The organism is Colwellia polaris (genome assembly GCF_002104515.1).
Taxonomy (GTDB): domain Bacteria; phylum Pseudomonadota; class Gammaproteobacteria; order Enterobacterales; family Alteromonadaceae; genus Cognaticolwellia; species Cognaticolwellia polaris.
Genome location: NZ_NBOE01000013.1, coordinates 41,286 through 58,698, shown reverse-complemented (window position 1 = coordinate 58,698; position 17,413 = coordinate 41,286). Strand labels below are relative to the sequence as shown.

Here is a 17,413-nt window from a genome sequence, read left to right as displayed (position 1 = left end):
CTGACAGCTTAAAGCTGACAGCTTAAAGCTGACAGCTTAAAACTGACAGCTTGAAACTCTAAGTTATCAGTTATTCGAATTTACGATCGCGTGATAATAAATCTGCAGCAGCTAATTTGGCATCTTTAGCACAATAAAGTACTTGGTAAACTTGCTCAACAATAGGCATTTCAACGCCCATTCTTTTAGCCAATAAGTAAACCTCTTTGGTATTGCGGTAACCTTCTACCACTTGCCCAATATCAGCAATAGCTTGCTCAACACCAGCTCCGCCACCTAAAGCTAAGCCAAAGCGACGGTTGCGTGATTGGTTATCAGTACACGTTAATACTAAATCACCTAGCCCGGCCATGCCCATAAAAGTTGATGGTTCCGCATTTAATGCACAGCCTAAGCGTGTCATTTCTGCTAGGCCACGGGTAATTAATGCGGTACGTGCATTGGCACCAAAGCCAATACCATCGGCCATACCAGCACCAATGGCAATAACGTTTTTAACAGCACCACCTAATTGAATGCCAATAAAGTCTTTATTGCTGTACACCCGAAATGTTCGTTCACAGTGTAATAAATTCGAGATATCTTCAACAAAAGTATCATCCGTTGAAGACAACGAAATTGCGGTAGGTAAGCCTGCCGCCATTTCTTTAGCAAAAGTAGGCCCAGAAAGTACTGCTAACGATATATCGTCACCTAAGATCTCTCTTGCTACGTCTTGCAATAAACGCCCTGTATCATGCTCTAAGCCTTTAGTGGCCCAAACTAAACGGGCATCCTTTGTCAAAAAAGGCTTTATTTGCGTTAGCATTTCACCAAAAACATGGCTAGGTACTACTAATAAAATATTTTTACTGGCGGCTACTACTTTAGCTAAGTCACTGCTTACGAGTAACGCTTCTGGAAAAGAGCTACCTGGTAAATATTTTTCATTGGCACGCGAGCTTGCCATTTGGGCAACATGATTTTCATCACGCCCCCAAAGTAGCGTTTTATGGCCATTTCTCGCTAAGCAAATAGCCAGCGCGGTACCGTAAGAGCCAGCACCAATAACCGAAATTGCGGCAGAATCAGGGCTCATCAATTAATGCGTTTCTGTACTTGCAGGTGCTTGTTCAGCATTTGCTTGAGCTGCACGCTGTTGTACGTAGTTTGCGAATAATGCTTCAAAGTTAACTGGTGCTAAGTTAATTTGTGGGAAAGAACCACGACTTACTAAGTTAGCTACTGCTTCACGAGCATAAGGGAATAATGTTGTAGGACAAAATGCACCAATAGTATGTGCTAATTGCGCTTCTGGTAAATTACCAATAGTAAAAATACCCGATTGTTGTACTTCTGCTAAAAATGCCGTTTGCTCTTCAACTTTAGCCGTAACCGTTAACGATAACGTTACTTCATAAGTGTCATCAGCTAGTTTATTAGACTTAGTATCAATATCTAATTGAACTTCAGGCTTCCATTCTTTTTGAAAAATTGCTGGAGAGTTTGGTGTTTCAAAAGAAATATCTTTTGTATAAATACGTTGAATAGCAAATTGTGGTGCTTGTTGCTCAGTAGTCGCTTCTGCGCCAGTTTGGTTTTCGTCAGCCATGTTGTTATGTCCTTTATATTTTACGCCATTATGTATTGGCATTTTATTCTAAGATATTTTCACTTTTACTCAGAGGCTAAAAGTGAAGCTAATTTGTCTTGTGCATGCAATGCAAATAAATCGTCACAACCACCGATATGGTTATTGTTAATAAATATTTGAGGCACGGTTGAAGCGCCATGACTACGCTTGATCATTTTCTCACGTAGTGGTGCATCACCATCTATTTTTATTTCATTGTAAGCAACGTTCATATCATCTAATAAAGCTTTCGCTCGCATGCAATAAAAACAAGTTGCTTTGGTATATATATCAACTGCCATTATGATTGTCCGTTGTTAATTTTATATTACAAAAATTACTTAGTTACAGGTAAACCTGCACTTAACCAAGCACTCATTCCACCTTTAAGAATACTAACTTTAGTGAAACCTGCTTTTGCTAGCTGACTAGCCACTTTACTTGCACTAAGGCCAGCACTACATACTACAATAATGGGTTTATCTTTGTGTTTTTCAAGACTAGCAAAGTCATTTTTACTGACTTTTTCATTGCCAAGATGCTCAGCATCAACAATATGCCCTGCTTTAAAGTCTTTTTCGCTGCGGCTATCAACTACAACACCCGACTCTCTATTAATTAAAAAAGTCATTTGTTGTGTACTTAATTGCTTAATAGGCGACATTTGAATTTTGATAGTAATGACAATAATCATTAAAACAATAACTAACCATGCTCCACTAAGTAAAGGCTGGCTCATTGCGAAAGTGATAAGTTGGTCCATAAGTTTTATATTCTAATTAACTAAAAATTTTCCACAGTATACAGGCTAATAAACTAAACCCAAACTGAACTTTTCATAGAAAAACACAATAATGAAATAACTTATGGCATATCGCAGGTTTTTGATCTTAAAACTGAAACATTTTGTCTAAACAGACAGAAGATATTCACATCATGACTTGATATACTGCTGTTGAAAATTATATTCAATTATTTTTACCTATATTTGCTCGTTTAAAGGAAACCGTGATGCCAAACAAGAAGTCTACTGTTCTTATTATTCTAGATGGTTGGGGATATAGAGAAAACACCGAATCAAACGCTATTTTTCATGCTAATACCCCGGTACTAGACAATTTAATGGCGAATAAGCCTAATATGTTAATTGAAACTTCGGGCATGGCGGTAGGCTTACCAGACGGGCAAATGGGTAATTCGGAAGTGGGCCACGTTAATTTAGGTGCTGGTCGCATTGTTTATCAAGACTTCACTAGAATTACTAAAGCCATTCAAGATAACGAGTTTCAAAGCAATCCAACATTGGCTAGCGCAGTAGATAATGCCGTTAGTAACAATAAAGCGATTCACGTGTTTGGTTTGCTATCTCCAGGCGGCGTTCATAGTCATGAAGATCATATTTTTGCCATGTTAGAAATGGCAGCAGAAAAAGGCGCTACAAAAATTTATCTACATGCTTTCTTAGATGGCCGCGATACACCACCACGCAGCGCTGAAGCGTCACTTATTAAAGCACAAGAAAAATTTGCACAACTCGGCTTTGGCCAAGTTGCCTCAGTTATCGGTCGTTATTATGCTATGGACCGAGATCAACGTTGGGATCGCGTTGAATCAGCATACAATTTAATGGTAGCAGGCCAAGCGCAATACCAATACAGCAAAGCAACCGATGCTTTACATGCTGCTTACGCGCGTGACGAAAACGACGAGTTTGTCAAAGCTTCTGCGATAACCGATACAAACGGTGATGTTATTCAAGTAGAAGATGGCGATGCGATGATTTTTATGAACTTTCGCGCTGACCGTGCACGCCAGTTTACTCGCTGTTTTACCGAGCCAGAGTTTTCAGGCTTTCAACGCCAGCACCAGCCTAAATTAGGCAGTTTTGTGATGTTAACCGAGTATGCAGCTGACATTAACGCACCATGTGCATTCCCTAAAGTTGAACTTAATAACGTTTTAGGCGAATGGTTAGAAAAACATGACAAAACACAACTTCGTATTTCAGAAACTGAAAAATATGCTCACGTAACTTTTTTCTTCAGCGGTGGTAAAGAAGACACTTTTAAAGGTGAAGAGCGAATTTTAGTGCCTTCGCCTCAAGTGGCTACTTACGACTTACAACCAGAAATGAACTCCACACTGTTAACCGATAAATTAGTGGCGGCAATAGAAAGCGGTGATCACGATTTTATTGTTTGTAATTACCCTAATGGTGATATGGTTGGTCATACGGGTGATTTTGACGCAGCAGTCAAAGCTTGTGAAGCAGTTGACACTTGCATAGGACGTATTGTAAATGCGTTAGACAAAACAGGTGGCGAATGCTTAATCACCGCCGATCACGGTAACGCAGAGCAAATGCTAGATCCTACTTCTGGACAAGCTCATACAGCACATACTTGTGAGCCGGTGCCTTTAATATATGTTGGTCGCAAAGCCTCAATGGCAGCATCAGGTGCGCTTAGTGATATTGCCCCAACAGTTTTATCATTAATGAATATGCCGCAGCCAGAGGAAATGACTGGGCATAACTTATTAACGCTCACTAAATAAGATTAGCGAATTGTTATTAACAAATAGTATTCTCTAATTAACATTAACTGAACTTAAGCGTGCTTGTTATTTTGCCGAATAGTATCAACATAAAATACCCAACTTCAAAACGCAGCCAGCACAATGCAGGCTTTGCTTTTTGCCTTGGGCTACTTGTGTTGTGTTTATTTTTTATTGGCAAAGTACAAGCAAACGCTAATAGCAGTTCAAATAAAAGTTCACAAACCACCCAACAACTGAGTGATCTTCAACAGGCGATTAATCAGCAAAAACAAAACCTGTTAAACACCAACGTTAAAATCAGTGATTTAGAGCAACAGTTAAAAACTGATGATCTCGCTATCGGCAAAATTGCAAAAGACTTATCCAATACCAGCAGCGAACTCAGCGCAACAGAAAAGAAACTCGCAGAGTTAAGTGCGGAAAAAACACAGCTTGAACTCGATAAAAAACAACAAGAACAAATTCTAGCCAAACAACTCAGAGCTGCCTATTCTGCGGGTCACCACGATTATCTAAAATTAATTTTAAATCAAGAAAAACCCAGTGAAGTGCAGCGCACTATTACCCATTACCAGTATTTAAATACCGCCCGTATTAAAGAAATTGAGACTTTTAAAAGTACAATTACCCAATTAAATAACATTACTCAACAATATCAACAACAAGCTGCGCAATTATCAGAATTAACACAAACGCAAAGCCAACAGAAAAAAATTCTCGAATTATCAAAAGTAAAACAGCAGCAAACATTAAAAGCACTGAATAAAAAAGCGCTTACCGAACAACAAAAACTCAACAAACTAGAGCAAGAAGAAAAAGCGTTAGTGGCCTTGTTAAAGAAAATGGCTGCTGATGCCGAAAGAGCTAAAAGGGCGAAAGAAGCAGAAAAGCTCGTTGGTTTAAGTAAGTTAAAACGTAAACTTAGTTGGCCGGTTAAAGGACGAATTAGTCATAGTTTTGGCTCAAGCAAGCAAGGGTACTTAAAATGGAAAGGCGTGTTAATTTCAGCGCCTATTGGTAGAGAAGTTAAAACTATTCACAACGGTACTATTTTATTTTCAGATTGGTTGAAGGGTTACGGGTTAGTTACTGTGGTTGATCATGGTGATGGCTACATGAGCTTATATGGTCATAACCAAGCGTTACTTAAATCAGTAGGCGACCGAGTAGAAGCAGGTGAACCTATAGCCTTAGTAGGGCAAAGTGGTGGGCAAGCTAACTCTGGGCTTTATTTTGAAATTAGACACACAGGTTTAGCTGTTAATCCAAAACTCTGGTGCAAATAAAACTGTTGAGCTTTAAAATTATTATACTTTGAATTGGTCGATTTTGACCACTTGAACTGCTATTCTCCGTTATGCCTTGTTATAAGAAAAACTTACCGTGCTTAAATTATTATTCAAAATTTTTTCGCCCCTTAGCCTAGTATTTCCTGCTTTACTTTATGCTCAACAAGCACAAGTAGCGATCATTATTGACGACATTGGTTACCGCAAAAGCGATGCTCAAGCATTGTATCTACCTGGCAATCTTAGTTACGCTATTCTGCCTCATACTCCTTATGGAAAAAAGTTAGCGCTAAAAGCACAAGCGAACAATAATGATGTTATTTTGCATATTCCAATGGAAGCAAAAAACGGCAAAAAGCTAGGACCAGGCGCATTAACGAGTGAAATGAGTGAAATCGGCATTCGAGAAAACTTAACCAATGCTTTTGCTGAAATTCCCTTTGCGTTAGGTATTAACAACCACATGGGCAGTAAGTTAACTGAGCTGTATCAACCTATGGCTTGGACTATGCAGTTTCTTCAAGAGCGAAATCTAGTGTTTATTGATAGCGTTACCACCAGCGCGAGTAAAGCTGAGAAGGTTGCTATTAGCTTTGGGGTGCCAAGTTTACATCGACATATTTTTCTCGATAATAAATTAGAGCACAATTATATTCGACAACAGTTTAAACAACTCATTAGAGACGCTAAACGTTACCAAACAGTGGTTGCAATTGCTCACCCTCACCCTGAAACGGTAACGGCGCTTCGTAAACTATTACCCTTGCTTGCTGAAAATAATGTTGAGCTGGTGCCAATATCTCAATTGCTTACCCGTAAAACAAACTCACTTAACGCACAGGAAAGTGCTGAAGAATAAAGAACTCAGGTATTTTAACTATGTAAAAATACCTGACAGTGCATAATTAACTAGCTCTTTATATTATGTTTTTTCAATAATTGATGTAGGTATTTTACCGGTATAGCATAGGTAATTCCGCTAGGTTTACTGATCACCGTTTCTTTACTTTGCTGAACAAAAACTTTATTTATAACGCCAACAACCTCACCGTTTTTAACATCATACATAGCACTACCACTATTACCGGGGTACGCTGTGGCATCTAATTGATAAACTAAATAGGGATCTCGTAAACGCTTAAGCATAGCAATGCTTAATTGTCTTGAGTCATCAACAGGAATAATCGTTGGTGTAACCGCAGCAATAATGCCACGATGTGTAACAGGGTAAAGCCCAAGTACTGCACCAATAGGGAAACCGGTAAATGCAATACTACTACCCTCTTTAATAAAGTCATTCTTCGCTAAGGTTAACGCCGGTAACGCTTTGCCTTCAATTTTAAGAATTGCTAAATCGTGTTCTTTATCAGTGGCAATTAAAGTGGCAATTCTAACTTTAGCTGCTCGCCCTTTGCCGGTAAAAACCGCTAATTTTTGCAATAAACTTTCGTCTAACTCTGTATTAATAACGTGATTATTTGTCACTATGTAGGTGCCATCGCCAACAACAAAGCCCGTACCATTTAGCTGATTTTTCTGCCGCCCTGTTGGGGTATAAACACCAATACCGACAACTGAAGGTGTGACCAAGCTAACGGTGTCAACCAAGTTCGCTTTTGCTACCGGATTAAATAGCAATCCGATAAATATTAATAATGGTAATAAATATTTCATGTTTTCACTCTTTAAAAAATTTCACACTTTACCTGAACTTAGCATACTTATTTGTTAGCGATTTTGAAATTATTGTCCATAATTAAATGACACAATAATAAAGCAACAATAAAGAGTATGACTGAGTGGCGAAAACTATAGTACCTATTTTAGCTGGCGGAGGCACGCGGTTACCCGCTCATATCGGCGTTCTGCAAGCATTAGATGATTTACGCATTGACTTTACCCATCTTGTCGGTGTTTCAGGCGGAAGCATTATTGCCAGCTTCTACGCTGCCGGCCTTTCGATTAGTAAAATGAAAAAAATCGCCTTAACTACTGATTATAATCAATTTAAAGGTTTCTCAATTATTAGTTTAATTCGAAATGGCGGCTTAAGCTCAGGTGATGTTTTTGAACTATGGGTCGACAAGCATTTATCAGGGAAAACTTTTAACGATCTTAACTGCAACCTGCATATTGTCGCTACCGATGTCAAAACAGGTCGTCCAGTAATTTTCGATCGTAAAAGAACACCCGGCATGAAAGTATCTCTCGCTGTTCGGTTTTCAATGTCGATACCACTGGTATTTAGTTTTAAAAAGTTTGGCAGCCATTTAATGGTAGATGGCAGTATTTTATCAGAAGACGCCTTGCACAGAGATTGGGCGATGGATGGCACTCCCGTACTATGTTTTCGCTTAAGAGGTGAACACGAATATGACGAATTAAAAACCGACGGTATGTTCCCTATCGTTAATTATGTCACTTTACTCATTCGCACATTTATGACCACGATATCACGAGAATATATCAACGATGCATTCTGGCATAACACCATCATAATAAATGCAGGTCTTTCTTCCGCTGTTGATTTTGGTATGAGTGAAGAGAAAAAACTCGAACTATTTGATGTAGGTTACCAAACAGCAATGGAAATTGTACCGATTAAAACTCAGAATCGCAGTTAAAATTATATAAAATAAACATTATTAATAAATACTTAACAATTATATTTCATAAATCACATTTAAAGTGCTAAATTAATTCTACAATAATAAATATATATTATCGGTTAACGTTTTTAACCATATAAAATGAGAAAATAATGAATTGGAGCAAGAAGTTACTAAACACCCCAGTAATTGGCGGCATAACCAAGCGTATTGCATCAATCAAAGTGAACAATGATGCAATGAATATTGCTGAGCATTTTACCCAATTCCTACAACCAGAATTTGCAAGTAACCGTGAGCTTCGCGATGAAGTTTTCCGTATACGCCACAATGTATATTGCGAAGAATTAGCCTTTGAAAAAGTAAAAGCCGAAGGTAAAGAACAAGACGAGTTTGACGCTCAGTCAATTTTCTCAATGATCAAACACAAACCGTCAAATACCTATACCAGCTGTGTTCGTGTAGTTAAATCGGCGAATGAATCTGAATTATTACCCATAGAAAAATACTGTTTAGATGCCATACAAAACCAAGAACTCCACCCGCGTAACTTCCCTAGACAAGAAATAGCTGAAATATCTCGCCTCGCGGTTAAAGCTGATTTCAGACGTCGTAAAACCGATAAATTCAGAGGTTCAGCTGTAGGTGCGATCAATGAGCCGACCTACTCAGAAACTGAATTACGTTGCTTCCCATTCATCGCCATCGGCCTATACATGGCCGCAGCAACAATGAGCATGGAAACAGGTGTTAAGCATGTTTACGTTATGATGGAACCAAGGCTAGCACGCAGTATGAAATTTGTCGGTATAAACTTCATTCAGCTTGGCGAAGCAATTGATTATCATGGAATAAGGGCGCCGTATTATATAAACCCGAGTATTTTCATGGAAAATTTATCACCAGGCTTTAAATGTTTATTTAAAGAAATACAAAAAGAAATTTGTAGTCAGCTCTGATTTAGTTACCCCAGATTACTTTTTTTAACTATCATTAACGTATGAACAGTCTCAATAGAATTAAGTTTTTAGTATATAAGGATCCCCATGTTTAACTATGAAGAAGCATTCTCACGAAATATTGGTTGGGTTACTCAAGAAGAACAACAAAAACTTAGAAATACAAAAGTTGCCATTGGCGGCTTAGGTGGCGTTGGTGGTGATCACACAATAGTGTTAGCGCGTTTAGGTATTGGTAATTTTCACATCTCAGATCTTGACGAATATGATGTAGCCAACTTTAACCGCCAAGCTGGCGCAAATATGTCGACACTTGGAAAGGCTAAAGCTGCAGTAATGGAAGAGACGGTAAGAGGCATTAACCCTGAAGCTACCATTAAAAATTTCAATGCAGGTATTAATGAAGAAAATCTTGATGAATTTCTAGATGGTGTTGATATCTATGTAGACAGTTTAGATATTTTTGTATTAGAAATCAGACGTAAAGTATTTCGTCGCTGTTACGAAAAGGGCATTCCTGCAATTACAGCTGCACCAATGGGAATGGGGACTGCATTTTTAATATTTATACCTGGAAAAATGTCTTTCGATGAGTATTTCGCTATAGTTGATGCCGCTGCAAATGCCAGTGAAGAAGAAAAATCACAAATATTTAACGATAATATTATTCGTTTTGTAATCGGTGTTTCGCCGTCTGTTCAACAACGTCATTATTTAGTGGATAGATCATCCGTTAATTTTCTTAAGAAAAAAGTTCCATCAACCTGTATGGGTATTTCGCTTGCAGCAGGCACCTTGTGTACTAACGTATTAAAATTAGTGCTAAACCGTGGAAATGTTATACATGCTCCGCATGGTATGCATTTCGACGCCTACAGAAACAACTTAATTAAAACCTGGCGACCATGGGGTAATAGAAACTGGCTACAACGCTTCATGTTTTGGCGTGTTAAAGAGTTATTGAAAGAGAGTAACTAACCTGAACTCTGGATAAGCAGCACTTGCTCAACCCTCCATTTTAAGCCATTTTCTTCGTTAAAACGTCGATAAATAGCTCGCTATTCATAAACGTTTTGCCTTGAAAATGGCATAAAATGAAGCATTGATGATGTCTATTCGTGATGTTCACCTGGCTATAGCATTTACTTTACCACCTAAGCTTTTGATTCACTTGAGTATCAAGCACTCATTATCCAGAGTTCAGGTTAACTAAAGTATATTGTTGTTATAAAATAAAAAAATCGCCTTTGGGCGATTTTTTCTTTGAAAGAGCCGGATAATATTACGTATTTTACAAGGCTACAAGCACATTGCCTTGCATCACTTCTCTACCAAATTTAACCACTAACTAAGGGTTATAAACTACATAGTTAATCAGAATTACTATTATTATCTTCATATTTCATAATCACTTATAAAACATAGGCCACTTAACATTTTTATATAGTAACCAGCTTTCACTAATTTAAAGTTTTTACTTGCTCACTCATCACATGTTTTTATGCTCATAACAATTATTTTTAAAGGTTTCTAATAGCACCTTGAACTAAACTTAAAGATTATAGACATAAAAAAACCGCCTAATGGCGGTTTTTAGTTTAGCTAAGGTTAAGTGCTAATTAAGAGTTACGACGACGTGAGCCGGCAAAACCTAATAAACCTAAGCCTAAAATAGCTAAAGTAGTTGGCTCTGGCACATTAAATGTAAGTGATGCGTTATGACCTGCACTTACATATACTTCGTTACCAGATTGACCGATAAAACCTGCACCACCGCCTACAGCTGTGATTAGTGAATTAGCACCATTTACAACATTTTGATCGATAGTCAAACGAATATCTGTAAGTGGGTTAGCAGCTAAGTAATCTTCAAATGAAATTGGAGTACCATTTTGGTCGAAAAATAATACGTCATCTTTCAATATATCAGCAGGACCAGCAATAGATAATACATCTTGGTTACCAGCTGTGATACCACCTGAAACGAAAGTAGATGACATTATTTTTTCAGCTGGTGTAACACCATCAGTGTAACCCTGCCATAAATCTAAAGTACCAGAAGAATATACTATGCCATTAGTAGGGCTGAATGAACCAACTAAGTCTACACCAAATGATAAGTATGAACCGGCAGAAAAACCTTCCATAAATAATGTTGCAACGTTAGGTGAAGATAATAAAATATTTTCTGTACCATTGTTTGTCATATCAGAAAAGCTTGAATATACATCACCTAAACCTAAGATGTTGTTGCCAACTAAGTTTGCACCTGCATAAGTACTCACTGCGCCTGTTGCTACATTTACAACTGTATGTGAATCATAGAAAACACCTAACTTGTCAAATGCAGATGTAAGGCTAGCGCCACTGTCGTTTAAATCTACTTGGATTGAGTCAGCATAAGCTGTATTAAAAACTAATACACTTGCAACTGCTGCTGCTTTTAATAAAGTAAGTTTCATTTTATATTCCCTTTTGTATATTAAATTTAATTAATGTTCTTGCTTGATAGTATCAATGCACATAGTAAGCCAACTTTTCAATCGATTGATTATAATGGATTTTATTCACAGTCGCTTTTATTTAAAGTCAAAACTGTAAAAATACCTGACATACTAATATACTCTTTTCTAATTAGCATAAATCGTGTTAAACATTAATGTCATTTCTGCATCTAAGCTTTCTACCTTTATAGAATCACGTAGACTCTTAACGGCTTCTAAATCATTGTTCAACATATGACTTCTTGCTAGCCATACTTTATATTTATTGTTTGCCTGTCCTAATTCCACAGATGTTTTTAAATGGTAGGTTGCTTGGCTGTACTCTTCTAACGCTAATAAAATAACCCCTAAAGTATTTTGTACAGGGGCTAATTTTGGCGCTTTCTTTACAGCGATTGTTGCATATGTTTTCGCTTCACTATAACGCCCTTGAGTATAATAAAACCAAGCTATATTGTTTATCGATACAACGCTGTTATTTGTATCCACTAACAATTTCTTATAGTACTGTTCTGCTTTTGAGGGGTATTTCCCCTCGTTTAATTCGGCTAATTTATAATTCAATAAAATAACATTGCTCTCTTTAAATTGTGCAATGTGGCTTTCTAGTAATTCAATTGCGGCGTCAATTTCAGTTAAGTTTTGTAATGCTTGAGCAAGCTCTAATGCCACTATTTGTATAGGGTTATCTTTATAGGCATTACTTAAAAGCTCTTTAGCTAAAGTATTATTGCCTTTAATTAACGCTACTTTCCCAGCTATACGAATATATATAGCACTTTGCTTGTTTTTAACTTTATTTAAAGTTTTATCTGCCTGCGCAATCTTCACCGTTTCAATATAAAGACTACTTAATAGTAATAATAATTCGTCATTTAACTCATTACTATTCGTTACGATAAAATCCTCAATCACTTTAATTGCTTCTGATTTTTTGTTACTCGCATTCAAAAATATCGCTTTACTTTTAACAAAATCAGGGTGACCAAAAGCGAAGCTTTCTATAGTATTTAAACTCTCTTCTGCCTCTTTTACTCTATTTAATGATAAGAGCGCTCTGGCTTTTAATAACGTCAACTCCAATTGTTCAGGTGACACTAATAAATAGCGAGTAGTAATGTCTAATGCCTGTTCAAATTCTTTATGAAGTAAGTAAAACTCAGTCAAAACTATATGCCTATTAAGGCGTTTTTTATCTTCTGCCAATTGCGTAATAAAAAACTGCTCTAAAGTTTTTTTATTTTTATCTTCTAAAGAAAACTTAAATAACGCGCGAACTGCATAAACATTAGAAGACGAGATAGAATAAATATTTTTGAGTAGCGAAATAGATTTATCTGAATCACCTTGTTTAAAGTAAACTTGGCTCAGTTTAAACATAGCACCTGTATGAGAAGGCTCTTTCACAAGTACTTTTTGATAAACTTCAGAAGCTTTAGAAAGCTCACCTTGTTCTTGATAGACACTCCCCTCAAGTAGAAAAGCAGTTACTTCATTTGACGAAGATATAGACTCTGCAATTTCTAAAACTTTACTATACTTTTTATCTTGTAAATATTGCTGAGCGAGTAAAATTCTCGGCTCAATACCATCATATCCATCAGCAATTGCTCGTTCAAAATCTTCTGTATATGAATTATCTCCTTCAATAATTTTTAACAGTCCCAATCTAAAATCTATTACACCTTCTTTTAGGGTTGCTGAATTAGAATCTCCTTCGATGAGTTCACGCGTTTTATTATAATCACCACTTTGAATTAAAGAGCTAACCATATCAGGTAATGTACTATCTATACCCGCGTCACCATAGGCTAACTGGTTAGACAGTAGCTTTATCATTTGATTTACAGGGTGGTCTTTTGCAAAAGCATCACTTAAGGCACTTAAGTAATTGTATGATGCTTCATACTGCTCAAGTTGATACGCACTTAAACCTGCAATGATTTTCGCCAAAACATCATTACTATTACGTAGTGCGATATCTGCATATTCTTTAGCTAAGGTGTACTCTTTCTCATTAAATTTTATTTCTGCTTTAATTCTATTTAATACAACGTTATTTTCAAAAAGTGTTAATAGTAAATCAGCATTTTCTTCTGCTTTAGCGTAGTTCCTATATTTAGCATATTGGTCAGCTAGCTGAAGTCTATGACTATGAGATTGAGGATAAAGTGATAAAAACAATTCTAACTGCTCAGCTGCCGCTTCATATTTTTTTTGCACAACAAAGTTCGCAACTCGTAACTCGATTATATCTTCTTGGATAATATCTGCAGATTCCGCAGCGTTCAAAAATGCTAAGGAGGCTTTGTTCTCTTTATCTAAAAATGATTCCCATGCCATAGCTAATTTACTTATATTTTGATTATCATTAACCAAAATGATTTCATCCAGCATAGAGCGGCCTTTTACTATATCTCTACTCTTAAGTGCCGATAGAGCCAAGTATAACTTTGCTAGTTCATTCAATTTATTTTCTTCAGTAATTGCCGCCAAGTAATCTATATTTTCAAGTCGATAATTAACTTTCAATAGTAATAAACTAAGTTTATCATCTGAAAAACCTGCCGTTTCAGCTCTTCTAAGTTCTTTTTCAGCATTTACCCATAAGCCTTGCTGCACGTAAACTGAACCTAATAAAAAACGCGCTTCTGCATTATCTGCTTCAGTTTTTAATACATTTTTCAGATTGATAATAGCCACACTTTTCTGGCCGTCATTAATCGCTGTTTTTGCTTCAGCCATATATTCAGTTGGCGTTTTATTGTCACCACAACCAAGCAATATGGTTGATAATAAAAGAGCTGAAATGGCTAACTTAGGGTTACTATTGATATTCATATTAATTCCTTAAATCTTGATTATGCAACTTCCAAATGTTCGCTCTACGTCGTTTAGTATACAAAAGGTATGTGATAGTTATTCACCTGAATAACTTTAAAACGAAGAGCACTGCGGGCTAACTGAATGAAGGTTTATAATCCTTAGCCTTTACTAAGGCTAAGAAGATAAACCTGATTCTTAAATACAAATTAATTAAATTGATATTAGTTTGCTGACGACTTTAAAAGCTTTAATCTTACATTTTGTTCAGGATCTTCTGGCTTTAAACGTCTTAAAATTTTACGTGCTTCGTCATTTTTATCATTAGCGATAAGCACCTCAGCATAGTTAAGCACAATATTAATATCAGTGCCTCTTGATAATTCAAAAGCACTTGTTAATGCTTTGAGTGCAATGTTTTTATCGCCCGATTTAAGTAAAATCATACCTCGCGTATCAAGTACACTAGGATGCTTAGGCGCTAATTTAATTGCTTCAGATGAATATTTCAAAGCAAGTTCTAAATTGTTATTTTCAAGGTTTAGCCACGCTAAATTATTTAGAAAAACAACATTCTCAGGACTATCTTTTAACATTCTTTCATATAGCGGTATAGATTTTTCAGGTTGTTGCTCGAGATAAAAGCTTGCTAATAAAGAACGAACTTGGGTGTCTGAATCATTTGCTTTTAAAAAGGTTTTCAACGTTTGAATTGCTTCATCACCTTTTTGTGCTTGCTTTTGCGCTAGTGCAACTAGCATTGCATTTTGGCTTGAAGGGTAAGCTTTATAAAATGGTGCTAATTTTTTAAGTGCCACAACATAATTTTTTTCAAGAAAAGCTATTCGTCCTTCTAGGCCTGATTGAAGTGCAGGATTAACTTTCTCAAACTGAGAATCTTGGTAAAGAGTTTTAGCGTCATCCAACTTGCCAAGATTTAATAGCAACTGTATTTTAACAATTTTCACCGCTAAGTTCTCTTTATGTTGCCCTAACAATGCTTTGTTTAAGTATTGTAATGCTTTATCTGCTTGCCTTTGTTTAACATAGTATTCAGACAACATTAAAACAGGCTCAATATGATATGGGTTAACTTGAAGCCACTTTTCAAGCGCCGTTACTAATTGAAGTTCATTCTGCTGTTTTTTATAAATAGATAAGCGTTGTAACCATGCTTTTTTCGGTGTTTTAACATTAATTTCAAGTGCGTTTGAAATATCTAAAGCTTGAGCTAAATCTTCAGATGCAATAAGTGCATCAATATAAAGTAAATTTAGAGCAATATTACTGCTGTCTTTTTGATATGCCAATTTAATCTTATCTAGTGCAGCAGGCTCAGGCTTTACTGAATACAAGTATCGTAATGCTCTCGGGTTATCTGGAAATTTATCCACCGCACGTAAAGCAAATTTTTCCGCCTCTGTGCTGTTTCCTTCAGAAAAATTAAGCTTCGCTAATTCGGTAAGCGCAAAAAGGTTATTTACATCTTTAGTTAAGCTAGTCTGTAATGCTTCTTTGGCCAAATCATTCTTTTTTTGCGCAATATAAACTGCGGCTAGCATATTATAACTTCCTGCTAAATCTGGCTGTTTTTCCTGCCAACCTTTGGCAACTTTCAGCGCCTGATCAAAGTCACCTTTTTGTAATGCTGCATAAGCAATAGCAAGTTCAACACCTTCAATATCTGGATTTTCTTCAAGAGCCACCTCTAAATCTTCAACACCAGAAGGATCGTTCATCATTAGCTTTAAAACCCCCTGACGAACACTTTGCTGTGCGCTCAATTCAACATCGCCATCAGCTTGTTTCGATATTAATTTAGCATCTTCAACAGCGCCTAACTCAGCGAGCTGATAACTCATATTAGATAGAAAATCGACCCCTTCCGAGGTTGTAGCATTAAAACCGACAAGTGTATCGTTTATATCTTCAATTAACCCCAGCTGAAGCTGACTTATTGCTAATATTTTTCTTGCATAATGATTAGGTGGTAGCTGTTTTGCTACTGTATTTAAATGAAGGTGAGCACTCTCAAAGTTATTTAAATAAAACGCACTAGTACCTGCTATTAATTTTAAAATTGGTAAGTTATAGTTTTGATTTAGTGCAGTTTCAGCATGCTCTTTAGCAAGTATAAAATCCTTTTTTTCAAACAAAGCAACCGCTTTAACATAGTTAGCAATAGGCTGAGTGCTTAATATCGAGAGGATCTCATCGGCATACTTTTCTGCTTCATCGTATTGTTTAGCTTTTATTAGACTATCTGCTATTAATAAGTAAACGACACGTGCGTTAGGCTGCAATGTTTGATAATACTTATAACGCTCACTAGCTTTTTGAAAATCTTGTTGTGCTGAAGCTATTTGAGCTTCAAGCATGGTAACTTCAGGGTTATCATCAACAATACTTATAATTTTGGTAATTAAGGCAGATGCTTTTTCAATATTATTTTTAGATAATTCAACATAAGCCTGTGAGAGTATTGAAAATATATTGGTTGGTAATATAGATAAAGCTAGTTCCGAGGTCTCTTCTGCTAAACTGAACTGCTGGACTTTAATGGCTGCAAGTGTTTTATAAGAAAGATATTCTACTTTATTTTCATCAGCTAAAGATTCTGTATCATCTAGCGATAAAACATTTTCGTCGTCATTATTAATTAAATAAGCCCTCGCAAGGGAAGGAAGTAACTTATTATTTGGATATCCTAATTCATGCGCTTTTTCTAATTCTTTTACAGACTTGAGACCACTTCCTTGATTTAAATAAAGCTCACCCAATAAAAACCGAGCTTCAGAGTCTTTTGGAGATTTTTTAATAGCATTCTTTAATTCAATAATGCTTTCATCAATTTGTTTTTCAATAATATAAGCTTTTGCTTGTTCTATATGTTTTTTAGCCGTTATGGTTTCGCCACAACCAACAATAATAGTTAATACAACACTAATAAATAATATTTTATGTAACGCCATTAATAAATGCCTTCAATTTGATATAGATTCAAATATTAACATACTACCCATTTAGCAAACTCCTTACAATTATTAGTAATTATCTT

At 36.3% G+C, this 17,413-nt stretch carries 14 protein-coding genes; 6 read left to right on the top strand and 8 right to left on the bottom strand.

Going from position 1 to position 17,413, the window contains the following annotated elements; translation table 11 throughout:
* Nucleotides 1-70: 70 nt before the first annotated feature.
* From gpsA to B6A32_RS16495, 4 genes are all read right to left on the bottom strand, one after another.
* Nucleotides 71-1,078 carry an NAD(P)H-dependent glycerol-3-phosphate dehydrogenase gene (gene gpsA, locus B6A32_RS16510; protein WP_085306023.1) on the bottom strand — a complete coding sequence of 336 codons (1,008 nt, stop codon included), beginning with the start codon at nt 1,076-1,078 and terminating at the stop codon, nt 71-73.
* A 3-nt stretch (nt 1,079-1,081) separates the two neighbouring features.
* Complete coding sequence (secB, locus tag B6A32_RS16505; protein ID WP_085306022.1) at nt 1,082-1,591, bottom strand: protein-export chaperone SecB; 510 nt, start codon at nt 1,589-1,591, stop codon at nt 1,082-1,084.
* A 65-nt stretch (nt 1,592-1,656) separates the two neighbouring features.
* On the bottom strand, nt 1,657-1,917 hold the full coding sequence (gene grxC / locus B6A32_RS16500) for a glutaredoxin 3 (protein ID WP_101685982.1): 261 nt from the start codon (nt 1,915-1,917) through the stop codon (nt 1,657-1,659).
* Between the two features lie 32 nt (nt 1,918-1,949).
* Nucleotides 1,950-2,375, bottom strand: coding sequence for a rhodanese-like domain-containing protein (locus B6A32_RS16495; protein WP_085306020.1), 426 nt, complete (start codon nt 2,373-2,375; stop codon nt 1,950-1,952).
* Nucleotides 2,376-2,623: 248 nt separating this feature from the next.
* Between B6A32_RS16495 and gpmM the strand changes: the two genes are divergently transcribed.
* From gpmM to B6A32_RS16480, 3 genes are all read left to right on the top strand, one after another.
* Nucleotides 2,624-4,168: a 2,3-bisphosphoglycerate-independent phosphoglycerate mutase gene (gpmM, locus tag B6A32_RS16490; protein WP_085306019.1), complete on the top strand. Its 1,545-nt coding sequence runs from the start codon at nt 2,624-2,626 to the stop codon at nt 4,166-4,168.
* Between the two features lie 71 nt (nt 4,169-4,239).
* Entirely contained in the window at nt 4,240-5,457 is a 1,218-nt protein-coding gene (locus B6A32_RS16485; protein WP_143327925.1) for a murein hydrolase activator EnvC family protein, read from the top strand.
* Between the two features lie 97 nt (nt 5,458-5,554).
* Entirely contained in the window at nt 5,555-6,319 is a 765-nt protein-coding gene (locus B6A32_RS16480) for a divergent polysaccharide deacetylase family protein (protein WP_101685980.1), read from the top strand.
* Between the two features lie 50 nt (nt 6,320-6,369).
* On the opposite strand, the gene B6A32_RS16475 is transcribed toward B6A32_RS16480, so the two are convergent.
* Complete coding sequence (locus B6A32_RS16475; protein WP_085306017.1) at nt 6,370-7,134, bottom strand: S1 family peptidase; 765 nt, start codon at nt 7,132-7,134, stop codon at nt 6,370-6,372.
* Between the two features lie 125 nt (nt 7,135-7,259).
* Here B6A32_RS16475 and B6A32_RS16470 point away from each other — a divergent pair, with 125 nt between their 5' ends.
* The 3 genes from B6A32_RS16470 to B6A32_RS16460 all read left to right on the top strand — a co-directional run bounded on the left by B6A32_RS16470 (nt 7,260) and on the right by B6A32_RS16460 (nt 10,006).
* Entirely contained in the window at nt 7,260-8,084 is an 825-nt protein-coding gene (locus B6A32_RS16470) for a patatin-like phospholipase family protein (RefSeq protein WP_085306016.1), read from the top strand.
* Nucleotides 8,085-8,221: 137 nt separating this feature from the next.
* Nucleotides 8,222-9,028: a PEP-CTERM/exosortase system-associated acyltransferase gene (locus tag B6A32_RS16465; RefSeq protein WP_085306015.1), complete on the top strand. Its 807-nt coding sequence runs from the start codon at nt 8,222-8,224 to the stop codon at nt 9,026-9,028.
* A gap of 87 nt (nt 9,029-9,115) precedes the next feature.
* Nucleotides 9,116-10,006, top strand: coding sequence for a ThiF family adenylyltransferase (locus B6A32_RS16460; RefSeq protein WP_085306014.1), 891 nt, complete (start codon nt 9,116-9,118; stop codon nt 10,004-10,006).
* 641 nt (nt 10,007-10,647) lie between these two features.
* Here the strand turns inward: B6A32_RS16460 and B6A32_RS16455 are convergent.
* From B6A32_RS16455 to prsT (B6A32_RS16445), 3 genes are all read right to left on the bottom strand, one after another.
* Nucleotides 10,648-11,490 (bottom strand): PEP-CTERM sorting domain-containing protein, encoded by an 843-nt coding sequence (locus tag B6A32_RS16455; RefSeq protein WP_085306013.1) that lies wholly within the window; start codon nt 11,488-11,490, stop codon nt 10,648-10,650.
* A gap of 168 nt (nt 11,491-11,658) precedes the next feature.
* The gene (prsT, locus tag B6A32_RS16450) at nt 11,659-14,373 is read right to left on the bottom strand and encodes an XrtA/PEP-CTERM system TPR-repeat protein PrsT (protein ID WP_085306012.1); all 2,715 of its coding nucleotides are present in this window, start codon (nt 14,371-14,373) and stop codon (nt 11,659-11,661) included.
* A gap of 206 nt (nt 14,374-14,579) precedes the next feature.
* Nucleotides 14,580-17,327: an XrtA/PEP-CTERM system TPR-repeat protein PrsT gene (gene prsT, locus B6A32_RS16445; protein ID WP_085306011.1), complete on the bottom strand. Its 2,748-nt coding sequence runs from the start codon at nt 17,325-17,327 to the stop codon at nt 14,580-14,582.
* Between the last annotated feature and the right edge of the window lie 86 nt (nt 17,328-17,413).